Origin of the sequence: Jatrophihabitans sp. (genome assembly GCF_036389215.1) — a bacterium.
GTDB lineage: Bacteria > Actinomycetota > Actinomycetes > Mycobacteriales > Jatrophihabitantaceae > Jatrophihabitans_A.
In genome coordinates, this window is record NZ_DASVQG010000259.1 from 1 (window position 1) to 3,465 (window position 3,465).

At 72.6% G+C, this 3,465-nt stretch carries 4 protein-coding genes; 2 read left to right on the plus strand and 2 right to left on the minus strand.

What is annotated here, in order from left to right:
• Window positions 1-1,030: Rv2231c family pyridoxal phosphate-dependent protein CobC (gene cobC, locus VF542_RS14540; protein WP_408652422.1), on the plus strand; the 1,030-nt coding region annotated here is incomplete at its 5' end.
• Window positions 1,031-1,059: 29 nt separating this feature from the next.
• Entirely contained in the window at window positions 1,060-1,479 is a 420-nt protein-coding gene (locus VF542_RS14545) for an ester cyclase (protein WP_408652423.1), read from the plus strand.
• A gap of 70 nt (window positions 1,480-1,549) precedes the next feature.
• Here the strand turns inward: VF542_RS14545 and VF542_RS14550 are convergent, their stop codons facing one another.
• Both VF542_RS14550 and VF542_RS14555 read right to left on the minus strand, forming a co-directional pair.
• A complete protein-coding gene (locus VF542_RS14550; RefSeq protein ID WP_408652424.1) occupies window positions 1,550-2,794 on the minus strand; it encodes an ATP-grasp domain-containing protein in 1,245 nt (414 codons plus the stop codon).
• A 106-nt stretch (window positions 2,795-2,900) separates the two neighbouring features.
• Complete coding sequence (locus tag VF542_RS14555; RefSeq protein WP_408652425.1) at window positions 2,901-3,461, minus strand: helix-turn-helix domain-containing protein; 561 nt, start codon at window positions 3,459-3,461, stop codon at window positions 2,901-2,903.
• Window positions 3,462-3,465: the final 4 nt, after the last annotated feature.

Below are 3,465 nucleotides of genomic sequence, written 5' to 3' on the forward strand. Positions count from 1 at the left end.
CTGGCAGGCCGATCTGCGCCACCACGGCGACGCCGAGCTCACCGGCGACCTGCTGGACTTCGCCGTCAACGTCTGCACCGACCCGATCCCGAGCTGGCTCAGCGAGGCGATCGCGGCGGCCTGCGGGCAGCTCGACCGCTACCCCGATCCGCGGGCGGCGACCGCCGCGGTCGCCGCCTGGCACCACCGGCCGGAGTCGGAGGTGCTGCTGACCGCGGGGGCGTCCGAGGCGTTCACCCTGCTGGCGCAAGGGTTTCCTCCCGGACGGGCCGCCATCGTGCACCCGCAGTTCACCGAACCCGAGGTCGCGCTGCGGGCGGCCGGCTGGCGGATCGACCGGGTGCTGCTGGATGCCGACGACTGGTTCGCCCTGGACCCGGCGCGGGTCCCCGACGAGGCCGGCCTGGTGGTCATCGGCAACCCCACCAACCCGACCGGCACGCTGCACCCCGCGCAGGCGCTGCTGGCGCTGCGCCGGCCGGGCCGGCTGGTGGTCGTCGACGAGGCGTTTCTGGACTCGGTGCCGGACGAGCCGGAGAGCCTGGCCGAGCAGGCTGACCTGAGCGGCATCGTGGTGGTGCGCTCGCTGACCAAGACCTGGGGACTGGCCGGGCTGCGGGTCGGTTACCTGCTCGGTGATGCCGGCGCGATCGCCGCCGCCGCGGCGGTGCAGCCGCACTGGTCGGTGTCGAGCCCCGCGCTCGCCGCCATCGCGGCCTGCCTGGCCGAGCAGGCCCGTCCCGAGGCGCAACGCCGGGCCGTCGCCGTGACCGAGCATCGCCGGGCGCTCACCGGTGAGCTGGCCCGGCGCGGCTTCGAGGTCCGGGCCGACGGGGCCGGGCCGTTCGTGCTGGCCCGCCATCCCGGCCGGGCCGGCGTGCACGCCGAACTGCGCGGGCTCGGCATCGCGGTGCGCCGGGCCGACACCTTTCCCGGACTGGGCCCTGGCTGGATCCGGATCGCGGTCCGCGACCGGGCGGCGACCGAGCCGCTGCTGGCTGCCCTGGACCAGCTCGGGCTCGGCTCGTAGCGTTGGCCGGTGAGGGGAGGGGTTGCCTCATGTCGAGCGAGCAGACCCGAGCCGCGGTCACGGCCTTCTTCGAGCGGGTGTGGAACGAGGGAGCGGTCGAGTACGCCTCCGAGTTCCTGGCCCCGGACTTCGTCAGCCACAACGGCTTCGGGATCCAGGTCGTGGGCCCGCAGGAGTACGGGCAGTCCGTCAGCGGTTTCCGGGCCGCGTTTCCCGACCACCACACCACCATCGAGGAGGTGATCGTCGAGGGCGACCGGGTGGCGGTGCGGGGAACCGACCGGGGCACCCACGCGGGGGAGTTCATGGGGCATCCGGCCACCGGTCGTCAGGTGGTCAACACCTGGATCGAGATCTTCCGGCTGCAGGGCGGCAAGGCGGTGGAGGGCTGGGTCGAAGGTGACACCAAGCGCTTCGAGGAACAGCTGAGCCAGCCCGTGAACGGCTGAGCGTGTGAACGGCTGAGCCAACCCGCGGACGGTTGTGCTTGTGAACGGCTGACTTGTGAACGGCTGAGCGTCAGTCGAGCTGGTACACCCGGTCCTTCAGCTCGGTGACCCGCTGGTAGTCCCGCTGCAGGTCCTGCGTCGAGTCGGCGGCCATGAAGACCTTGAGGGTGCTCGACAGCAGGTCGACGGTCGGCGTCATCCGCCAGCCCTTGCGCAGCTTGACGATCACCTCCGACACGGTCGGCAGCGCTTGGATCTCGGCCACCACGTCCTGGTCGACGTGCGTGACGACCCCCGCCCGGTCGGTCGGGGTGTTGTAGACCCAGGCCTGGCAGAGCGCGGTGTAGCACCGGTCGGCATAGCGGTCGAGGAAGTCCCGCGGGCGGGCGTAGGCCAGCGCGGTCAGGCCGGCCTGGTTGGCGCCGAGGCACTGGTCGTGGAAGGCGGGGCTGAGGTTGCCGGCGGTCCGGGCGCCGACCTCGACCAGCGCCGGGCCGTCCGGCGTGATGATGACCTCGGCGTGGGTCGGCCCGTAGGAGATGCCCAGCGCCCGCAACGCGCTGTCGACGTAGCCGGTCAGTTCGGCGACCCGGCTGTCCTCGGCCGGCAGCAGCACCTCGTAGTCATAGATGTTGTGCACGCCGACCAGCCGCTTGCGGTACTCCCAGACGCCGCAGGTGTAGCGCCGGCCCTGCCAGGACACCATGTCGACGACGTACTCGACCCCGTCCAGGTAGGACTGGACGAGCACCTCGTGGTTGGCCTCGCCCCAGATCGTCTCGGTGCCGAGGATCGCGTCGGCGGCCTTGCGCACCTGCCCGGCGTCGGCGCAGATGGCGACGCTGTCGGTCGCGGCCGAGGCCAGCGGCTTGACCACCACCGGATACCGGCCGGCGGCCTCGGCCCAGGCCACCACCTCCTCGGCGCTGCCGCTCTTGAACTGCTCGGCGCACCGGACGCCGGCCCGGCGCAGCGCCTCGGCCATGTCGTACTTGTTCCGGCGGGCCGAGGACAGCGCCGTTCCGTTGCTGGGCAGCCCCATCCGCTCGGAGAGCGCGTCGGCGAGCAGCACGTCGGTCTCCTGGCCGGCCACCACCGCGATCGGGGAGTACCGCGCCAGCTCGCCGGCCAGCGTCGCCGGGTCGCTGCCGGACACGGTTGCCAGGTAGGCCATCTCGGCGCCGAACGCGGGCAGTTCGGGGTTGCTCTTCACCTGCACCACGTCGACGCCGAGCGCGGTGAAGGCATCCAGCAGGAAGTGGCTGCAGGTGTACAGGTCCACGACGACCGCGACCGGTCGGTGCTGCTCGGGCATGCCGTGCCTACCTCTTTCGGCGCTCTCTTCCAGGCCCTCTCCGGGCTTCCTGCTCGGCCATCGTGCCACGCCAGCCGGTGGCGCCGGGCAGCGGTTCAGCTCGGGTTCAGCTCGGGTCAGCTGCCGTGGAAACCGACTTCGCCCGAGTGTGCACCCGTTCGCCCTGCGGCCCGAACAGGCTCAGGATCTCGGCCGGCTGCCCGCCGGCACTGCCGAACCAGTGCGGTACCCGGGTGTCGAACTCGGCCACCTCGCCCGGGCCGAGCACCAGGTCGTGATCGCCGAGGATGAGGCGCATCCGGCCGGAGAGGACGTACAGCCACTCGTGGCCCTCGTGCGCCTTGGGCTGCGGCTCGGTGCTGGTCGCCGGCACGACGATCTTCCAGGCCTGCAGGCCGCCCGGCTGGCGGGTCAGCGGCAGCACGGTGCGGCCGTGGACCCGGGTCGGCTTGAGCCGGATCCGCGGGTCGCCCACCTCCGGCGCTCCCACCAGGTCGTCCAGGGGCACCCGGTAGGCCTGCGCGAGCGGAAGCAGCAGTTCCAGGCTGGCGCGCCGCTGGCCGGTCTCCAGCCGCGACAGGGTGCTCTTGGAGATGCCGGTCCGCGCCGCCACCTCCGCCAGGCTGAACCCACGCCGCTCCCGGGCACGCCGCAGCCTCGGCGCCACCGCA